The sequence below is a fragment of the Corynebacterium sp. 22-2729 genome (assembly GCF_053479475.1).
The window spans coordinates 125,618-141,373 of record NZ_JBRBCA010000007.1 but is presented as its reverse complement, the minus strand read 5'-3'; the positions used below and the strand labels follow the sequence as shown (position 1 = coordinate 141,373).

The following is a 15,756-nucleotide window of genomic DNA, read 5'->3' as shown; positions in this document are numbered from 1 at the left end:
GTGCTGTGATGCACCTCACCCTAACGCCTCGCGACGATCTATGTTGCTAAACAAACATTTTTTGACACCGAAACGTCAGTTGGCATTTAGGCGTGCTTTTCCTCGACGCGCTTGATGGCCTCTTCGGCAACCAGCTGCTGGATACCCATGTCCAGCTCAGAGGTGAAGCCCACGCAGGAGCAGTTGATCTCGCCCAGAACGTAGGTGTCCTCACCCGTCTCATCGTCATCGGCAAGCATGAAGTCGGCAGTCCAGATCAGCGGGATGTTGTCGCCACCCAGCTTCTCAGCGATAACCGGGCGAGCCTCGGCGAACATGTCCACCAGCTCCTGCCACTCCTCCGGCTTCTGGTAGGTGTACTTGGCGCCAGAGAACAGAGTTGCAGAGAACGCGTCGCCGCCCTCGGCCGGCTTCTTGTGAACCACAAACACAGGGTGCGGACCAACCAGCAGAATGCGGATCTCACCCTCGACGATGCGCGGCATGAAACGCATGTCCACCAGCATGCCGTTGTCGCCAACGATGTACTGGTCACAGAAGTCCATGAAGTCACCGAGCTCGCGAACCTCGGTGTGGTTGTCTACAGCCTCGGTGCACTTCAGCTTGGTGTCCATAGGCAGGGCGGAACCCGGCTCAATGGACTCGGCCAGCTGCTTATCCTCCAGCTGCACGCGCCAGATACCAGAGCCAGTGGAGCCACGGTTCTGCTTCAGCACGCGCTCGCCATAAGACAACGAGGTAGGGAAGGTCTTGTGGAAGGAATCGACATCGTAGTAAGCCGTGGTATCGTCCGGCACCAGGTCGGTGTCGTTCAACTTCACCAGCGCATCCTTTGCGCCATATGCCATCATCTCAGCCGGGGTGGACATACCAACCAGGCCAGCTTGCTCCGTCAGCTTGGTCAGCATGTCGAAGTAACCCTTTTCGCCGCCGGGAATGTGGCCCGGGTTAACGCGGGAAATGTAGGCATCGTAGGTCGCAGCAACCTCGTCGTAAATCTCGTCGGCCTTCTCTGGGTCGAAGTAGACAACTTCGGCACCCCAACCCTTCTCGCGGATAGCCTCAACGATCGGCATGGTGTCGCGGCGGTGGCCGTCCTCACCCTTGTCGTTTCCGCCCTGAACCTCAAAGACAACAATGTTCTTGTGCACGGTTTCCCCTAGCTCTAGAAGTAAAAATGCAGTGCGTATGGCCGTGTTTAGCCAACAACATAATTCTACGATCACTTGGCCCGCACGGCAGTGGAAGATAAGTGTGATCTAAAGCGCTAGACTTTCATTCGATCGAAAGGCAGGTAATTCATGGGAATCGAGTTCGACCCCAGCCCTCAGCTGAAGCAATATGCCCACCCAAACAAGCTGGTCACGAACGCGTGGCTAGGAGCGAAGCTAGGCACCCCCGGCCTGAAGGTCGTAGAAGTAGACGCGGATTCACTGCTCTACGATATTGGTCACATTCCCACCGCAGTGCGCTTGAAGTGGTACGAAGATCTTTCCGACCCGGTGTGGCGTGACCTTATTGGATCCCGGGAATTCGAAAAGCTCATGGACCGTCTGGGCATCAGCCGGGACGACACCGTGGTCTTCTACGGCGACCACGCCAACCTGTGGGCTATCTATGCGCTATGGGTCTTCGAGCTCTTCGGCCACCCCGACGTGCGCATCCTGGACGGCGGACGCGACGCTTGGATGCAGGAGGAACGGGAAATCTCCTACGCCGTGGATGATGTCCCCCACCCGCCCGGCTACGCCGTGGCTTCCCGTCGCAACGATCACACAAACCGCATCTTCGTCGACGAGCTACGCACGAAGTTCGAAGGCTCCCAAGTAATCGACCTGCGAAACGCAGAAGAGTACACCGGCGAAGTGACGCTGCCGGGCTACCCCATTCGCCGCAATGGCCACGTACCGGGAGCAGTAAACCTGCGTGCGGATTCCTCGCTACTGGCGAACTCGCGTTTCTGCTCGGTTAAGGACATCGAAGCCAATCACGCTGCACTCGACCGCAGCCGCCCCACCGTTGTCTATTGCAATAACGGCGCCCGGGCAGCTCTCGAATGGTTCGTTTTGCGTTTCCTCTTGGGATGGGACGATGTGCGCGTTTACGATGGCTCGTGGATCGAATGGGGAAATATGATGCGCGTGCCCATCGAACGCAGCTAAGCGCGCAGTGTAGCCTCATTAACTAGCCTTTAATTATTTACCCGAAAGGATTGCCCGTGACTTCCAGCACCGCCGCTCCCTTGACGAAGGTACTGATCGCCAACCGCGGTGAAATTGCAGTGCGCGTCATCCGGGCTGCGCGCGACGAAGGCATCGCCACCGTTGCCGTCTATGCGGATCCGGACGCCGACGCGCCATTTGTACGCATGGCTGATGAAGCCCTGGCTTTGAGCGGCCAGACCTCTGCAGAGACGTACCTGGATATCGACAAGATCCTTGCCGCCGCTCGCAAATCGGGCGCCGATGCAGTCCACCCCGGGTACGGCTTTCTGTCGGAGAACGCGGACTTCGCACAGGCGGTCATTGATGCTGGCCTGAACTGGATTGGCCCGTCGCCTGAGGCGATTCGGAAGCTCGGCGATAAGGTGACGGCTCGCAATATCGCCCTTACTGTTGACGCCCCTATGACTCCGGGCACTAAAGAGCCTGTCGCGGACGCCGCAGAGGTGACTGCCTTCGCTGAACGTCATGGTCTACCGATCGCCATCAAAGCCGCCTTTGGCGGTGGTGGGCGCGGCATGAAGGTTGCCTACACGATGGATGAGATCCCTGATCTCTTCGACTCCGCCACCCGCGAGGCCATCACCGCCTTTGGCCGCGGCGAATGTTTCGTGGAACGCTACTTGGATCGCGCCCGCCACGTGGAAGCGCAAGTTGTTGCCGATAAGCACGGCAATGTGGTTGTAGCGTCCACTCGCGACTGCTCTGCCCAACGCCGCTTTCAGAAGCTGATTGAGGAAGCTCCGGCCCCTTTCTTGAGCGACGAGCAGAATGAGCGCATTTACTCTTCCGCCAAGGCCATTTGCCGCGAGGCTGGCTATTACGGCGCGGGAACGGTGGAATATCTAGTTGGCTCCGATGGACTCATCAGCTTCCTGGAAGTGAACACTCGCCTCCAGGTGGAGCACCCCGTAACGGAAGAGGTCACCGGCTGGGATTTGGTGCGCGAACAATTCCGCATCGCCCGTGGCGAGACGCTCTCCCGCACTGAAGATCCGGAAATCCATGGCCACGCGATCGAGTTTCGAATCAACGGCGAAGACCCAGCCAATAACTTCATGCCCGCACCTGGACGCATCCAGACCTACCGGGAGCCAGCAGGCCCCGGTGTGCGTATGGATTCGGGTATCGAGACCGGAGCGGTTATCGGCGGCCAGTTCGACTCCATGCTGGCAAAGCTAATCGTCACCGGCGCTGACCGCACCGAGGCGATCCAGCGCTCGCTCCGCGCGCTGGAGGAGTACGAGGTCGAGGGCATCCCGACGGTTATCCCCTTCCACCAGGCTGCATTGGCTGATCCAGCTTTCGTCGCTGAGGACGGTAATTACCGCGTGTACACACGCTGGATCGAGGAGGAATGGGATAACCAGCTACCCGCCTACGAAGAGCCACTCGCAGCTTCTGCGGAAGATGAACTACCGAAGGAGAAGCTGGTCGTGGAGGTCGACGGGCGCCGCGTGGAGGTGCTCGTGCCGGGCGAGATCCTAGCGGGTCGCGGTTCGGTGAGCCGGGCGAAGAAGCGCCGCGCCGACGCCGCGGACATCGCAATCACTGGAGACACCGTGGCCTCCCCGATGCAGGGCACCGTAATCAAGGTAGAGGTTTCCGAGGGCGACGAAGTGGCCGAGGGCGACGTACTGCTGGTTCTTGAAGCCATGAAGATGGAAAATGCCGTCAAGGCGCACAAGTCCGGTGTGGTGCAGTCGCTGAGCGTCGGAAGCGGTGATGGCGTCACAAAGAACCAAGCACTGCTCGAACTGAAGGACGACCCTGCGGCTGATAATGTCGCAGAATAAATTAACGAGACAGGAAACGTATCCCATGACCCACCACAAAGCTGAAGACTTTTCCGAGCAGGAAAACCAGAGCGCGACTGAGGGAACGCCCCAGGACACCACGGAGGGCAAGACGCCGAAGAGCATGATCTTTCTGGGGCTCGGCCTGCTGGTCGTTGCCGTGATCACTGCCATCGTTTCGCTGGTCGGTGTAAAGGACTTTGGCAAGGGTTACGACGTTTCGGGTGGCAAGGAGTACTACCTGCTGGCCGACGAGGACGCGCTCAGCGCGCGCCAGTGCACCCTTACCGACGAGCATGACAAGGATCTCGCCGATCGCATCCGCGAAGCTGACCTGAAATTCAGCCAGGACGATCTGGAGATCTCGGATGTCTCTTTGCCGCTGACCAAGAACAAGGGCGTGTACACGTCCATCACGTTCAAAGAAGACGTTGCAAAGGCTAAGTACAACTGCGACAAGGGAACCATCTACATCTCCACCTTCTCTTCCGGCACCCTGCAAGCACTGCGCTGGGTGACGATGCTATGTGGCGCAGCCGGCGTGGCGATCCTGATCCTGGCCGCGTTTGCGAAGCAGCGGAAGAAGGATAGCGAAACTGTTTCTGAATCCAACGCCGACCTCGAAGAAAACTAAGTGGCAGAAACCCTCTCAAATCAGCTGACCGGGACTTTGGCAAAGTGGAAGAGCTCCAAGCGGGGCTACGTACTGGCGCTCGACCAGGGGACTACCTCCACCCGCTGCATCATTTTCGATGCCCGTGGGAAGATGGTGAGCTCCAGCCAGATGGAACACCGGCAGATCTTCCCCCAGCCCGGCTGGGTGGAACACGACCCGGAGGAAATTCGGCGCAATAGCCGACGCGTCATGGCCGACGCCGCAGCCTCCCACGATATTCCCGTGGAAGAGTTCGCCGCAGTAGGCATTACCAACCAGCGTGAAACCACCGTCGTATGGGATCGCGAGACCGGCAAACCGATTTACAACGCGATCGTCTGGCAAGATACCCGCACTGACGAGATCATCGAGAGCCTAAGCGAAGAGCAGAAGACCATGATCTTCGAGCGCACAGGGCTCAATGCCTCTACCTACTTCGCCGGACCGAAGATTCGATGGATTCTGGATAACGTTGACGGCGCCCGCGAGAAAGCAGAGCGCGGGGAGCTGGCCTTTGGAACCATTGATTCGTGGCTGATTTGGGAACTCACGCGCCGCTCACGCAAGAAGTCCAAGGCGGGACGGGCAGGTAGCGCTCGGCATGTCACGGATGTCACCAATGCATCCCGCACGATGCTCATGGATTTGCGCACGCAAACATGGGATCCGGAACTGTGCGAGCTCTTTGGCATCCCTGAATCTATGCTGCCGGAGATCGTGAGCTCCTCCGAGATCGTCGGCAAGGTGCGACGCAGCGGCCCGGTCAACGGTGTACCCATCGCCGGTATTTTGGGCGACCAACAAGCCGCTGCTTTCGGGCAGGTGTGCTTCAACCAAGGCGAGGCGAAGAACACCTACGGCACGGGGAACTTCCTGCTATTAAACACCGGTACCGAACCGCAGTGGTCGGAACATGGGCTAATCACCACCGTCGCCTACCGGCTGGGTAATCAGCCCGCGGTGTATGCCCTGGAAGGTTCCATCGCCGTCACGGGTTCCCTAGTGCAGTGGCTCCGTGACAACCTGGGCTTCTTTGACACCGCCGATGATATTGAGCCACTGGCTCGGAGCGTGGACGACAATGGTGGCTGCTACATCGTGCCGGCTTTTAGTGGATTGCTGGCTCCTCACTGGCGCCCCGAGGCGCGCGGCATCATCGCCGGCCTTACTCGCTACGTAACAAAAGCACACATCGCTCGCGCTGCGCTGGAGGCCACCGCCTTCCAAACCCGCGAGGTCGTCGAAGCCATGAACGCGGACTCCAAGGTGGACTTAAAAAACCTACGCGTCGACGGCGGCATGGTGGTGAACTCACTGCTGATGCAGTTCCAGGCGGATCAACTTGAGGTTCCAGTAACCGTTCCGGAGGTGTCGGAAACCACCGCCCTTGGCGCAGCCTACGCAGCCGGTCTGGCAGTGGGCTTTTTCCAGGATCTCGACGAGCTCGTGTCGCTGTGGCAGGAGGAAAAGACCTATTTCCCCCAGGGTGATCCCCAAGAGCGCGAGGTCACTTTTGCGAATTGGAAGCGCGCGGTGGAGCGTACTTTTGATTGGAAGTCCGACTAAGACGCAATGCTACGCTTAGAAGTATGAGCGACCCCTCCCACAGAGAGATTCGAGTTTCTGACATCGACCGCAGCGACGCAATCAGCGTCCTCGGTGCCCATTTCGCCGATGGTCGGCTCGCCATGTCCGAATACGAGGAGCGCGTGCAGCTGGCCACCGAAGCTGTCTCTGAAAGAGAACTAGAGCAACTCTTCGCAGATCTTCCGCCGCTGTCCCCTACCCGCGAAGTGGTTCCTTATTACTCTGCCAACGAGGTTGATCGCCATTACCGAAGTGGCCGGAATATCCGCCTCGGGTTGTTGCTCAGTACCGTCATTGGCAGCACAGGCCTGGCCATTGTTCTCAATAGCGTATGGGCCTCTTCTCCAGTGCTATTGCTGCTCATCCCAATGGTTTTCGTCATGCTCTACGTTATGAAGGCCGGCCCGAAGCAGTGGTACGAGCCCAGCCCTCGCCAGCTAGATCGACAGCGCTTCCAGGAGCTCAAACTACAGCAGCGCGTACAACAGGCGCAGTGGAAGTTCGAGCGCAAACAGCGCACTCACGAGCTCACCAGCAGTGCGATGAATTTCGCCCAGAAGCGCTTTAACGGAACTGGTCGATAACCCCGGCGAAGAGGCGAATACCGATCCCCAGCGCCCGTTCATCGAAGACAATATCGGGCTGGTGCAGGTCGGGGCGCTCCCCCTTGCCGGTCCATGCGCCCAGGCGCGCCATCGAGCCAGGCACATGCTCCAGATACCAGCTGAAGTCTTCACCACCGGTGGATTGCGGGGCTTCCTTCAAGGCATTCGGATCGACGTCGTTCACGGCCTGCGCCAAGGCGGCGGTGGAGACGTCGTCGTTCATCACCGGCGGCACGCCCTTGGTGTAGCGCAATTCAAGCTGAGCTCCAGTCGGTGCGACCAGGTGCTCCAGCAGTTCGCGCAGGGTTTCTTCGCCACGACGCCACACTCCAACCTCCGCCGTACGGAACGTACCGAGCAGGCGGACCTCCTGGGGAATTGCGTTGAACGTCGACCCGCCATTAATCGCGCCGAAAGTCAGTACCGTGCCGGTTCGCGGATCCACCGTGCGGGACAGTAGGCCGGGCAGTTGCGACGCGATAAGCCCTGCTGTGTACACCAGATCTGCCGCCAGGTGTGGCCGGGAGGTGTGGCCACCGCTACCGCGCAAGATGATCTCCACGACATCACTAGCCGAGGTGATGGCGCCAGTGCGCACGCCGATCTCCCCCGTCCTGAGCTTTGGCTCGCAGTGCAATGCGAAAATACGGGACACGCCATTGAGAGCCCCGGCCTCAATCACGTCGACTGCGCCTCCATCCATGACTTCCTCAGCCGGCTGGAAGATAAAGCGAACCTGGATTCCCAGCGCATCCTCCCCGTGGGCGTCCACAAACTCGGCGAGGGCGACAGCAAGACCGAGCACAACGGTGGTGTGAATATCGTGGCCGCATGCATGCATGATGCCGGGAATTTCAGAGGCAAAGTCCAGGCCTGTGACCTCCTGCAATGGCAAAGCGTCGATGTCACCGCGGAAGGCGATACGAGGTGTACCGATCGGGCCAATATCCGCAATGAGTCCCGTAGAGGGCAAAGCCACCGGACGCAGCCCGGCGCGCTCGAGTTCCTGGGTGAGGAAGCGAGTCGTCTCCGTCTCCATGTGCGAAAGCTCGGGATTGCGGTGCAGGTGACGGCGCCAGTCGACGATCCGCTGGGAATTATCCCGCACCCAGTCCCGCACGAACTCGGCAATGGAGTGTGCGCTGTCCTCCTGTGTGCGCTGCTGTGTGCCGTCTTGCACTTGACTACTCACATTCCTCTCACTTCGATTGACCTATCTAGTCTAACGCCTGCGGTACCCTTGGTTGACATGACTGCTTCCCCAAATCCCTATCAGCTGGCCGACGACGCTGCGGCGGCTTTGAAAGATCACACGGGTCTCGACTCTTACGACTGTGCTGTCGTACTCGGCTCCGGTTGGCGCCCTGCGGCGGACGTACTGTGTGAAGGCGCGGAAGACCTGGTGGAGTTCCCGATGTCTGAGCTTCCGGGATTCCTCGCCCCCACCGCCCAGGGGCACGGCGGCACGGTGCGTAGCGGAAGAATTGGTGGCCGCAATGTGCTGGTGCTGCTGGGCCGCACCCATGCCTACGAAGGCCACGAGCTGTGGCGCACCACCCATGCCGTACGAACCGCCGCGGCAGCGGGTGTACAGACAGTGGTGCTGACCAATGCCGCTGGCGGTCTCACCGAGGGCATGAGCGTAGGCGAGCCAGTGCTGATTGCCGATCACATCAACTTCACGGCGAAGACTCCGCTGTCCGGCGCGAACTTCGTCAACCTGGTGGATGCCTATAGCCCTACCCTGCGCGCCAAGGTGCAGGAGATGCGCCCTGGCATGCGCGAGGCCGTCTACGCCATGATGCCCGGGCCGCAGTACGAAACCCCCGCAGAGATCCACATGCTGCGCACCCTGGGCGCGGGCCTAGTGGGTATGTCCACGGTCTATGAAACCATCGCCGCACGCGAGGCAGGCGTAGATGTGCTGGGAATCTCCCTGGTCACCAACCTGGCCGCGGGTATTACCGGCGAACCACTGAACCACGAAGAAGTCTTGCAAGCGGGTAAGGACGCGGCCAACGACATGGGTGGGCTGCTCCGCGAGCTGGTGAACAACCTATGAGCGAACTGAAGTTCGGCACCGCCGGTCTGCGCGCCAAAGTAGGACCCGGCCCGGATGAGATGAATGTGGGCACCGCCACCCGAGCCACCGCCGGCGTGGCCGCCTGGCTGCAGGAACGCAAGCGACCCTTGCGCGCCGACGGGGTTTTTCGTGCGGCTGTTGGATATGACGCCCGCTACGGCTCCCACGCCCTAGCCCGCGCAACGGCGGAGACCTTCGCCGGTGCGGGTTTTGATGTCACCCTCATTGCGGAGCCAGCTCCTACGCCGGTGCTGGCGTGGCTGGTTAAGTCCCGCCGGATGGACGTGGGCGTGCAGATCACCGCCTCGCATAACCCGGCGCAGGATAATGGCTACAAGCTTTACCTCGATGGCGGTTCACAGCTGGTCTCCCCCGCTGATCGCCAAATCGAAGAACACATTGCTGCTCAGCCCGCCGATGCGGCTGACATCCCCCGCTCCGAGGCGAAGTCGGTCGATTTGTCTGCGGTCTCCGGCTACGTCACTGACTTGGGCACCCTTGTAGCCACAGGACGCCAATCCGAACTGGCACCACGGCGCAAACTGAAGATCCTGTACACACCAATGCACGGCGTGGGCGGTAACGCCCTGGAGTGGGCTCTACGCGAAAACGGCTTTGGCAATGTCCACACCGTTGCTTCGCAACGCTGGCCGGATCCCAACTTCCCCACAGTGGCCTTTCCGAACCCGGAGGAACCCGGTGCGACGGACGCCCTATTGGCCGAAGCGCGAGAGATCGACGCGGATCTATTGATCGCTCTGGACCCGGACGCCGACCGTTGCATGCTGGGGTTGAAGCGGGCCGACGGGGAGTACCACATGCTGCGCGGGGACGAGACCGGGCCCTTGCTGGCACGCAGGGTATTGGCAGGTGTGGGGGCGTCACCAGGAAACAAACCTGTCGTAGCAACCACGGTTGTCAGTTCACAGCTGCTCGGACGCATGGCACGCGCCGAAGGCTGGGATTATGTAGAGACGCTGACGGGCTTTAAGAATCTCGCGCGCGCTGCGGACGGACGTCCTGGGGAGTTGGCTTTTGCTTATGAGGAGGCGATCGGCACTGCTCCTGCTCCGCACATCGTGGCGGACAAGGACGGTATTGCCACGGCGCTGATCGCTGCGGCATGGGCAGCCGAGACGGACCTGGCCGCCGAGTTGGAGAACATCGAGGCCACCTATGGCGTCTTTAGAACTGCGCAGGTAAGCAGCCGATTCGAGGACGTGGCTCAGGCACACGAACTGATCGAACGTTGGACGAAAACCCCGCCGGCAACACTTGCGGGCGCGACGGCGCAGGCCGGGCCGATCGAGGACTCAGAGGGCAACCGCACCGACGGAGTGCGCCTCGTGGGTCATGTGGATGATCTGGCGCTGCGCGTGGTCGCCCGAGCCTCCGGCACGGAGCCGAAGGCAAAATTCTACCTGGAGGTCAGCGCCGAGGCGGGAGCAGACGCACAGGCCGTGGAGGCACTGCTGGAGCGCCTAAAGGTCGATGTTTCGGGGGCCGTATAGGCGATCGCCGGCATCGCCTAGGCCGGGGACGATATACGCATCTTCGTTCAGACTCGGATCAATTGTGGCGGTGACCAACTTGCGAACGCTCACCTGTGCCTCAACGAGCGCATCAACGCCGGGCTGGGCAGAGACCATGCACACGCAGGTGATGTCGTTGGCGCCGCGGCCCTCCAGTAGGCGAATGGCGTGCAGCAGCGAGCCACCGGTAGCCAGCATCGGGTCGACGAGGAACACCGGCTGATCACGAAGGTCATTTGGCAGAGCCTCGAGATAAGGCACGGGCTCGTGGGTTGTTTCGTCGCGAGCCATGCCGATGAACCCGACCTGCGCGTCGGGGATCATGGACAATGCCGGATCGATCATGCCCAGACCTGCGCGAATGACGGGAACGATAATCGGAGGCTTTTCCAATCGCGTGCCCGTGGTGGTGGCTACCGGGGTTTCTAGTTCAAATTTTTCGGCTACCAGATCTGCCGAGGCTTCGTAGATCAGCATCGCGCCCAGGTCGGCCAGGGCAGCACGGAACTGTGCATTATCGCTGTTTTTGTCGCGCATAATGCTGAGGCGCGCTGCGACGAGCGGATGTTTTACCACCTGAATATCCATGGTTCCCCACTGTAGTTGATGGCGCGCGGAACCTTTTGCCTCACAACGCGGTCTAACGGTTCTGAGCATTTGTTTGGGGAGGGTTTCTTTTGCTCTATGGGGATAAGATTCACGCTGATCCGGAGCTAGTTGCGCAGCTTAAGAGCCGTACCACGGACGTGGGCGCAGCATTGCAGGGGCGAGCTTCGCCGATTCACGGGGAAACGGGGGCCGTAGCGCCGCTTGCGTTGAGTGATTTCCTGCGGGCGTTGTCGGCTGCACGGGACGCGCACGACGGGTTGCTGCGGGATGCGGATGGTTACTTTAATGACGCCACGTTTGCCCTGGCCAGCATTAACCGCGACCTTGAGGGACACGAAGGCGAGTTTTCCAGGGCCTTCAATGGGCTGACGGAGGTGTGAAGTGCTCGATATAGCGGGTCTTGTGACCCCGTTGATTGCAGCTATCCCCTCGCCTTTTAGCCCGGGCCTGAGTGCGAGTGTGCCAGCGGTGCGCGGGCTGGAGGGATTGGGAGATATGGCGACTGCGGCACTACAGGGTAATGCGGGGAAAAGTGTCCACGGATCTTTAGACACGGTGGCGCGAGCGGTAGCTTCCGTGGTGAAGGCTGGTGGAGCCCTGGACGGGTTGGCTAACCAGGCTGCCCTGGCGGTGGAACGCACCATCGGGGACTTGGGTGTGATCCTGCGCGACTGCGTGCGGGAGGTCGGCCAGGCCGTGGCAGGAAGTGGAATGGCCGGACCGTTGGGGTGGATAAATGGCCTCGGTGCGGCGATGCCGGTGGTGCTGCGGCACGTGGAACGGGCGAAAGATCGCGTACACACGCTGGAGACTGAACTTCACGGGCTTACGAACGACGTGCACAAGGTGCACAAGGAACAGCTGCCGGAGCGGCTTCCCGCGCGCAACCCGGACGCGTCCCCGGCGCTGGAACCAGCTGCATACGAGACACCCGGAACGCAAGGGGCGCCTTCCTCGCAAGCATCACAGGCGGTTGCCGCAGCGAAGACTGCCCTGGGCACCCCCTACCAATGGGGAGGCACGGTGCCCGGCAAAGGTTTGGATTGCAGTGGGCTGGTTCAGTGGGCCTACAGACAGGCTGGGGTGGAACTGCCCAGAACGTCGAGCGAACAGGCAATCGGACCACAGATCGCCAGGTCGGCGGTGCAAGCAGGAGACCTCGCGGTGTGGAATGGCCACGTGGCAATGGTCGTCGACAATAACCACATGATCGAAGCAGGCAATCCGGTGCAAATCAGCCCGATCCGGCAAGAGAACAGCGGAATGCCCTTCAAGGGCTTCTACCGACCGACGGCGGCCTAGGCTACAGGCTGGAATCAAAAGGAGTAGGACATGGCACTTATCAACGGACGTTCACACAGCAGTGGTCTGGCACGCATCGTCAGCACTCCCCCTCCACGTGAGTATCTGGCAGCTCAATTCTTAGGCGAAATGCCCGAGACGGTACCAGCGGTGCTCACTGCGGAGCTACGCACACGGCGCCCAGATCAGTCACAGGACTAACACCAACTCCAGCATGCCAACCTAGTAGAATGCCTTTCCATGGCAGCAGATAATGGCTTGAGGACATTCGGTAACGGCATCGTCGCCGTGGAGTTAGAGATCACCAGCGGCACCTGGTACACCCTGTGGGCACCCAATTGGCTGGTCAAGGGCGAACGCTGGCAGGGGTTCCTAGGTGACGATGACGATCTTTTCGTCTTTGATTCCCCCGCCAAGCTGCTGGCTTTCCTGGAAAACGGTGGCCGTAATGAGCTGGCCGAACACCCCAAGTGGGCGAAGTTTAAAACCGACTTGGTGACGAATGTGGTGCCCACGCGCACGGGCAAGATCAGCCTAATCGAGATTCCTCGGAAACTGTCCCTCCGTCCGGGTTATGAATCCACCTCCGCTGTATCCCGCGGCTTCGACCTTCTACGCTCCATGGGTAACGTCCTGGGGCTAAAGAGCGTGAACAATTGGTTCCACTCTTATTCCATCCTGGACAATGTGCGCCGTGGCCCGGACCACTACCAGTCGCAGAACGGCCTGGAAGAGTGGTCGGGCGTCGGACGTACCGTGCTAGATCGCTGGAAGGGCATGCTCAACGACGTTGAGGAGCACCTGACCGAGCCCGAGGTCGACGAGGCCAAGGTCGAAGACGCGCAGAAGCGGATTGACGAGGCACAGGAGGCCCGCGAGAAGCGTCTGCAGGAAAAGGAAGCGGAGGCAGCTGCCGCAGCCAAGAAGGAAGACAGCGCCGATGCCGACCCTTACGACAAGACCATTTGGGCGGACGCCGGCATTGATCCGATCCGGATCAGCCTGGGTGGCCAGTACGTCTACACTTTGCGTTGTTACGTCGGCGACAAGCCGCGCTTCCTAGGTCGTCACGGAGAGATCAATACCTTCCCGAACTCTCGCGCTTTGGTGCGGTGGCTTATCGACGCCCACGATCACGACCTCGAAGAGCTGGAGACGTGGGGCGATATTGTCAGCGCCGCCAATGCTGGTGAACTGGAAGTCACGGTGCACGACTCGAACCAGTACTCCTTCGCCGGCCTGCACGATGACATCGCGGAATCCATCGACGCGGTGGATACCGACCAGTTGGGTCGCGCCTACGAGCTGCTGGCAGACGCTGCTGACTGGGCGGGTGATGACAGCGTGAACAAGGTTCTGCTGAGCTACCCCAAGCTGCAGAACTACTTGGCTTACATGCTCGGCTCCCCGTCCGATTCGCAGCCCTCTGCCCCCTTTGACGAGGAGGCCAAGGGCTGGAAAGCACTGGAAGAAGACCTGACCAAGCGCTTTACGCGCTTCTAGCCGGAATATCGCCAAACAACAAAAAGAGCTCTACCAGTATGTACTGGTGAGCTCTTTTTTAATGCCCAGGGTTAGCTACTGCCCTGGCTGGTTAAAGGGGTTCTGGTTCCCCGGCTGGCCCGGCTGATTCTGTGGCTGACCCTGCGGTTGGCCAAACTGGTTACCCGGCTGATTCTGTGGCTGACCCTGCGGCTGACCAAACTGGTTACCCGGCTGATTCTGCGGCTGACCCTGCGGCTGACCAAACTGGTTACCCGGCTGATTCTGTAGCTGGCCGAACTGGTTCGGATTGTTGTTACCCGGCCCCTGCAGAAGGTGGCCGTACTTGACGATCGCAATCACGCCGAGGGTGATGATCGCCAAAGCAAGGAGAATTGCGACAAACAACCAGAACTTAGGGCCACCATCGAAGGAGACGTCAACCTTAGGAGTTGGCATATATTCCGAGTAGCCTGATGGAACTGACTGCGTCAACTTATCAACTTCCTCCTTCGCCTCCTTGAAGTCGCCATTGAACTGGACATATGCGACAATATTCCAGATCAACAGTAGTGCTCCGGAACCAATCGTCATGAAGACAGCAATGCGAGGCTGCGCTTTCAGCCATAGCATTACCGCCGCGCCGATCAGCAACCCCAGAACCAAGATCATGAACAGGATGCCTAGGCTCTCGCTGTACCTTTCAGCGTCGGATGCATCTGCGTAGGAGGCAGAAACTCGACCCCAGCCGTTCATCGACGCGGAATTCTTAGTATCTTCATACCTAGCTTCCACGCCAAACCAGGGAAGGAAGCTGACGATCAGCACCAATAGAGCAGAGACTCCGGCGGCAATCGCACCCATCTGGTTCCACTGCAGAGACTGCCCCTTCGGCCCCTGCGGATTGAACTGGTTCTGCGGGCCGAACTGCTGCGGCTGTTGTGGCTGCTGCATTTGGTTCGGCTGCTGCGCTGGGAATGCCTGGTTAGGTTGATTCGGTTGGCTCGGGCCACCAAAATTCTGCCCCGGCTGACCGTAAGGGTTCGGGTTACTCATAAAGGATGCTCTCAATCTTTCTGCGAAAAATCGTGGTTTACTAGCCGACTAATTATTACATTCGGCTCCCCTTCCGGCGACCCCAATTGGGGAATCCTCCCTACAGAATGGGACGTTTAGGGGTTCTCTACGAAGTACTCGTCAAACTGAATGTTGCTGGCCACCTCGCCATGCTCGAAAACTTTCAAGCTCTTTTGGTTGATCTCGATTCTCGTTCCCCCACCAACTGGGACGCGGTAGCTCCCTCGACCTGGATCGGCGTAAGCCATATCGACATCCTTCTCTAGCTCATACCCACCGACATCACCGCGGTAGTAGTAATCGCCTTTCTGTCCGACCTTGCAGACAACCACATAGTCACCGTCTCCGTATGCTGCGTAGAGCCATTCGTCATCTGAGTTGCAGTGGGCGGAGCTCCCTTCCCATCCATGTCGACTCAAGGAGTACTGGGCGCTGCCAGTACTGCGGTTACTTTCCTGGCTCTCCGTTTCATCCTCGGGAGCATCGGGCGTCGGCTTCTTCGGGGGAGCGGTGGATTCTCCATTTGTTTCTGAAGCCCCACTCGGAGCAGAGGCAGAGGACTCACTGGCCACGGCGGGCGCTTCACTGGAGCTGCTTGCGGAATGCGCTGGGGCTGCTCCATTATCACCATCGTCGTTTCTGTCGCCCAAGATGGCAAAGGCGGCCACACTACCGCCGACTAAGAGCGCAATCACGGTAATTGCGACACTGGCATAAACCCATGGCGAGGTTTCCTTCGCACGCTGTGGTTCTGGTGCCGGCGGATGGTAATTATTCCAATTGTTCCAGTTCTCGTTGTTCATCAG

16 protein-coding genes are annotated in these 15,756 nt (G+C 59.8%); 11 read left to right on the top strand and 5 right to left on the bottom strand.

Annotation, left to right across the window (positions count from 1 at the left end):
- Nucleotides 1-86 precede the first annotated feature (86 nt).
- A complete protein-coding gene (locus ACUY2T_RS06855) occupies nt 87-1,151 on the bottom strand; it encodes a Cj0069 family protein (protein ID WP_448308043.1) in 1,065 nt (354 codons plus the stop codon).
- Nucleotides 1,152-1,301: 150 nt separating this feature from the next.
- Here ACUY2T_RS06855 and ACUY2T_RS06850 point away from each other — a divergent pair, with 150 nt between their 5' ends.
- The 5 genes from ACUY2T_RS06850 to ACUY2T_RS06830 are packed head-to-tail and all read left to right on the top strand — an operon-like array spanning nt 1,302 to nt 6,844.
- Nucleotides 1,302-2,162 (top strand): sulfurtransferase, encoded by an 861-nt coding sequence (locus tag ACUY2T_RS06850; protein WP_448308042.1) that lies wholly within the window; start codon nt 1,302-1,304, stop codon nt 2,160-2,162.
- A gap of 56 nt (nt 2,163-2,218) precedes the next feature.
- Nucleotides 2,219-4,018: an acetyl/propionyl/methylcrotonyl-CoA carboxylase subunit alpha gene (locus tag ACUY2T_RS06845; protein ID WP_448308041.1), complete on the top strand. Its 1,800-nt coding sequence runs from the start codon at nt 2,219-2,221 to the stop codon at nt 4,016-4,018.
- A gap of 25 nt (nt 4,019-4,043) precedes the next feature.
- On the top strand, nt 4,044-4,652 hold the full coding sequence (locus ACUY2T_RS06840; protein WP_448308040.1) for a hypothetical protein: 609 nt from the start codon (nt 4,044-4,046) through the stop codon (nt 4,650-4,652).
- Nucleotides 4,653-4,688: 36 nt separating this feature from the next.
- Nucleotides 4,689-6,239, top strand: a complete 1,551-nt coding sequence (gene glpK, locus ACUY2T_RS06835; protein WP_448308055.1) for a glycerol kinase GlpK — start codon at nt 4,689-4,691, stop codon at nt 6,237-6,239.
- A 23-nt stretch (nt 6,240-6,262) separates the two neighbouring features.
- Complete coding sequence (locus ACUY2T_RS06830) at nt 6,263-6,844, top strand: DUF1707 SHOCT-like domain-containing protein (protein WP_448308039.1); 582 nt, start codon at nt 6,263-6,265, stop codon at nt 6,842-6,844.
- Here ACUY2T_RS06830 and ACUY2T_RS06825 read toward each other — a convergent pair.
- Nucleotides 6,825-8,057: an amidohydrolase gene (locus tag ACUY2T_RS06825; RefSeq protein ID WP_293790750.1), complete on the bottom strand. Its 1,233-nt coding sequence runs from the start codon at nt 8,055-8,057 to the stop codon at nt 6,825-6,827. The two genes, ACUY2T_RS06830 and ACUY2T_RS06825, sit on opposite strands and share 20 nt — an antisense overlap.
- 57 nt (nt 8,058-8,114) lie before the next feature.
- On the opposite strand from ACUY2T_RS06825, the gene ACUY2T_RS06820 reads away from it, so the two are divergent.
- Both ACUY2T_RS06820 and ACUY2T_RS06815 read left to right on the top strand, forming a co-directional pair.
- A complete protein-coding gene (locus tag ACUY2T_RS06820; RefSeq protein WP_293790749.1) occupies nt 8,115-8,927 on the top strand; it encodes a purine-nucleoside phosphorylase in 813 nt (270 codons plus the stop codon).
- A complete protein-coding gene (locus tag ACUY2T_RS06815; RefSeq protein ID WP_448308038.1) occupies nt 8,924-10,459 on the top strand; it encodes a phospho-sugar mutase in 1,536 nt (511 codons plus the stop codon). The genes ACUY2T_RS06820 and ACUY2T_RS06815 overlap by 4 nt, the downstream gene beginning before the upstream one ends.
- Here the strand turns inward: ACUY2T_RS06815 and upp are convergent.
- Nucleotides 10,430-11,068 (bottom strand): uracil phosphoribosyltransferase, encoded by a 639-nt coding sequence (gene upp / locus ACUY2T_RS06810; protein WP_448308037.1) that lies wholly within the window; start codon nt 11,066-11,068, stop codon nt 10,430-10,432. The two genes, ACUY2T_RS06815 and upp, sit on opposite strands and share 30 nt — an antisense overlap.
- An 89-nt stretch (nt 11,069-11,157) precedes the next feature.
- Between upp and ACUY2T_RS06805 the strand changes: the two genes are divergently transcribed.
- Genes ACUY2T_RS06805 through ACUY2T_RS06790 form a run of 4 tightly spaced genes read left to right on the top strand, consistent with a single transcriptional unit; the run spans nt 11,158 to nt 13,894 of the window.
- The gene (locus ACUY2T_RS06805; RefSeq protein ID WP_448308036.1) at nt 11,158-11,469 is read left to right on the top strand and encodes a hypothetical protein; all 312 of its coding nucleotides are present in this window, start codon (nt 11,158-11,160) and stop codon (nt 11,467-11,469) included.
- Between the two features lie 22 nt (nt 11,470-11,491).
- On the top strand, nt 11,492-12,391 hold the full coding sequence (locus ACUY2T_RS06800) for a C40 family peptidase (protein ID WP_448308035.1): 900 nt from the start codon (nt 11,492-11,494) through the stop codon (nt 12,389-12,391).
- A gap of 30 nt (nt 12,392-12,421) precedes the next feature.
- Entirely contained in the window at nt 12,422-12,592 is a 171-nt protein-coding gene (locus tag ACUY2T_RS06795; protein ID WP_293790744.1) for a hypothetical protein, read from the top strand.
- 39 nt (nt 12,593-12,631) lie between these two features.
- Nucleotides 12,632-13,894, top strand: a complete 1,263-nt coding sequence (locus ACUY2T_RS06790; RefSeq protein ID WP_448308034.1) for a hypothetical protein — start codon at nt 12,632-12,634, stop codon at nt 13,892-13,894.
- A 75-nt stretch (nt 13,895-13,969) separates the two neighbouring features.
- On the opposite strand, the gene ACUY2T_RS06785 is transcribed toward ACUY2T_RS06790, so the two are convergent.
- Nucleotides 13,970-14,929 (bottom strand): hypothetical protein, encoded by a 960-nt coding sequence (locus tag ACUY2T_RS06785; RefSeq protein WP_448308033.1) that lies wholly within the window; start codon nt 14,927-14,929, stop codon nt 13,970-13,972.
- A 116-nt stretch (nt 14,930-15,045) separates the two neighbouring features.
- On the bottom strand, nt 15,046-15,753 hold the full coding sequence (locus ACUY2T_RS06780; RefSeq protein ID WP_448308032.1) for a hypothetical protein: 708 nt from the start codon (nt 15,751-15,753) through the stop codon (nt 15,046-15,048).
- Nucleotides 15,754-15,756 lie beyond the last annotated feature (3 nt).

Bases quoted from the DNA above. Each gene is read 5' to 3' on its own strand.
- upp (WP_448308037.1), bottom strand. From the start codon at position 11,068: ATGGATATTCAGGTGGTAAAACATCCGCTCGTCGCAGCGCGCCTCAGC.
- ACUY2T_RS06830 (WP_448308039.1), top strand. From the start codon at position 6,263: ATGAGCGACCCCTCCCACAGAGAGATTCGAGTTTCTGACATCGACCGC.
- ACUY2T_RS06780 (WP_448308032.1), bottom strand. From the start codon at position 15,753: ATGAACAACGAGAACTGGAACAATTGGAATAATTACCATCCGCCGGCA.
- ACUY2T_RS06840 (WP_448308040.1), top strand. From the start codon at position 4,044: ATGACCCACCACAAAGCTGAAGACTTTTCCGAGCAGGAAAACCAGAGC.
- ACUY2T_RS06820 (WP_293790749.1), top strand. From the start codon at position 8,115: ATGACTGCTTCCCCAAATCCCTATCAGCTGGCCGACGACGCTGCGGCG.
- ACUY2T_RS06795 (WP_293790744.1), top strand. From the start codon at position 12,422: ATGGCACTTATCAACGGACGTTCACACAGCAGTGGTCTGGCACGCATC.
- ACUY2T_RS06850 (WP_448308042.1), top strand. From the start codon at position 1,302: ATGGGAATCGAGTTCGACCCCAGCCCTCAGCTGAAGCAATATGCCCAC.
- ACUY2T_RS06790 (WP_448308034.1), top strand. From the start codon at position 12,632: ATGGCAGCAGATAATGGCTTGAGGACATTCGGTAACGGCATCGTCGCC.
- ACUY2T_RS06815 (WP_448308038.1), top strand. From the start codon at position 8,924: ATGAGCGAACTGAAGTTCGGCACCGCCGGTCTGCGCGCCAAAGTAGGA.
- ACUY2T_RS06785 (WP_448308033.1), bottom strand. From the start codon at position 14,929: ATGAGTAACCCGAACCCTTACGGTCAGCCGGGGCAGAATTTTGGTGGC.